Consider the following 2,655-nt stretch of genomic DNA (forward strand, 5'->3'; position numbering starts at 1 on the left):
GGACTCCTGCGGAATCCGCGCGAGCACGTCGCCAACGCCGACCTGCTGACCGTCCTTCACCGTGATCAGCGAACCGACCTGGAAGGTGATGGCCACGGCATGATCGGTGCCGGGGATCTTGACCTCTTCGCCGCTTTCGTCGAGCAGCTTGACCTGCGGGCGCACGCCCTTGGCCGCACCGGTCGCGCTGCGCCGCTTGGAATCGATCACCACGAGGGTCGACAGGCCGGTCACCTCGTCGATCTGCTTGGCGACGGTGACGCCCTCTTCGACGTTCTCGAACCTCACCGTGCCGCCGTACTCGACCACGATGGGACGGGTGTGCGGATCCCACGAGGCGAGCTTGGTGCCCGCCTTGATCGCCGCGCCGTCGTCGACCAGCACGGTCGCTCCGTACGGCACCTTGTGGCGCTCACGCTCGCGACCCAGATCGTCGGCGACGACCAGTTCGGCCGAACGCGCGATGACCACCTTCTCGCCCTTGGCGTTCGAGACGTAGCGGATGTTGCCGGCAAAGCGGATGGTACCGGCCGACTTGGCCTCGACACCGCTGGCGGCGGCCGCCCGCGACGCCGCACCCCCGACGTGGAAAGTCCGCATTGTCAGCTGGGTGCCCGGCTCGCCGATCGACTGCGCGGCGATCACGCCGACCGCTTCGCCGACGTTGACCATCGACCCGCGGCCGAGGTCACGGCCGTAGCACTTCGCACACAGGCCGTAGCGGGTCTCGCAGGTCAGCGGGGTGCGGACCTTGACTTCGTCCACGCCGAGGCTCTCGATCAGCTCGACGGTGTCCTCGTCGAGCAGGGTGCCCGCTTCGATCGCGGTCTCCTGGGTCTCGGGATTGACGACGTCGTCGGCGCACACGCGGCCGAGGATGCGGTCGCGCAGCGGTTCGATGACTTCGCCGCCTTCGATCAGCGCCTTCATCGAGAAGCCGTCGCGGGTGCCGCAGTCGTCCTCGATGACGACCAGGTCCTGCGTGACGTCGACCAGACGGCGGGTCAGGTAGCCCGAGTTCGCGGTCTTCAGCGCGGTGTCGGCCAGGCCCTTGCGGGCGCCGTGCGTCGAGATGAAGTACTGCAGGACGTTCAGACCTTCACGGAAGTTGGTGGTGATCGGCGTCTCGATGATCGAGCCGTCCGGTTTCGCCATCAGGCCGCGCATGCCGGCCAGCTGGCGGATCTGCGCCGCAGAGCCGCGGGCGCCCGAGTCGGCCATCATGTAGATCGAGTTGAACGATTCCTGGCGGACGGACTTGCCCTCGCGGTCGACCACTTCCTCCGAACCGAGCTGCTCCATCATCGCCTTGGCCACCTGATCGCCGCAGCGGCCCCAGATGTCCACCACCTTGTTGTAGCGCTCGCCGTCAGTCACCAGGCCGGAGGTGTACTGCTGGGCGATCTCCTTGACCTCGGCCTCGGCGGCGCGGATCAGCTCGTGCTTCGCGTCCGGCACCAGCATGTCCTTGACCGCGATCGAGATCCCGGCGCGGGTCGCCAGGCGATAGCCGAACTGCATCAGGCGGTCGGCGAAGATCACCGTCGCGCGCAGCCCGCAGCGGCGATAGCAGGTGTTGATGAGCTTCGAGATCTCCTTCTTCTTCAACGCCTTGTCGATGACGCCGAAGGGCAGCCCGGTGGGCAGGATCTCCGACAGGATCGCGCGGCCGGCGGTGGTGTCGTAGCGCGTCACCTTTTCGCAGCGCTCGCCCTGCGGGCCGAATTCGCCTTCGCGGATCCGGACGGTGATGCGCGCGTGCAGCGCGATCTGGCCCGACTCGTAGGCGCGCTTGACCTCGGCCACGTCGGTGAACAGCATGCCCTCACCCGGCACGTTCACACCTTCGCGGGTCGCGTAATACAGACCGAGAACGATGTCCTGCGACGGCACGATGATCGGCTCGCCGTTCGCCGGCGACAGCACGTTGTTGGAGGCCAGCATCAGGGTGCGGGCTTCCATCTGCGCCTCGAGCGACAGCGGCACGTGGACCGCCATCTGGTCACCGTCGAAGTCGGCGTTGAACGCCACGCACACCAGCGGATGGAGCTGGATCGCCTTGCCTTCGATCAGCACCGGCTCGAAGGCCTGGATGCCGAGGCGGTGCAGCGTCGGCGCGCGGTTGAGCAGCACCGGATGCTCGCGGATGACCTCCTCGAGGATGTCCCACACCACCGGCTCGTGCGACTCCACCATCTTCTTCGCCTGCTTGATGGTCGTGGCCAGCCCCATCAGCTCGAGCTTGTTGAAGATGAAGGGCTTGAACAGCTCGAGCGCCATCAGCTTCGGCAGGCCGCACTGGTGCAGCTTGAGCTGCGGGCCCACGGTGATGACGGAACGGCCCGAGTAGTCGACGCGCTTGCCGAGCAGGTTCTGGCGGAAACGGCCGCCCTTGCCCTTGATCATGTCCGCGAGCGACTTCAGCGGGCGCTTGTTGGCGCCGGTCATCGCCTTGCCGCGACGGCCGTTGTCGAGCAGGGAGTCGACCGACTCCTGCAGCATGCGCTTTTCGTTGCGCACGATGATGTCGGGCGCCTTGAGCTCGAGCAGGCGCTTGAGGCGGTTGTTGCGGTTGATGACGCGACGGTAGAGGTCGTTGAGGTCGGAGGTCGCGAAGCGGCCGCCGTCGAGCGGCACCAGCGGGCGCAGGTCGGG

At 67.0% G+C, this 2,655-nt stretch carries 1 protein-coding gene; it reads right to left on the reverse strand.

What is annotated here, in order from left to right:
* On the reverse strand, window positions 1-2,655 hold a 2,655-nt coding region (gene rpoC, locus BB334_RS10900; protein ID WP_108722506.1), incomplete at both ends, for a DNA-directed RNA polymerase subunit beta'.

This window comes from Thauera phenolivorans (assembly GCF_001696715.1).
GTDB lineage: Bacteria > Pseudomonadota > Gammaproteobacteria > Burkholderiales > Rhodocyclaceae > Thauera > Thauera phenolivorans.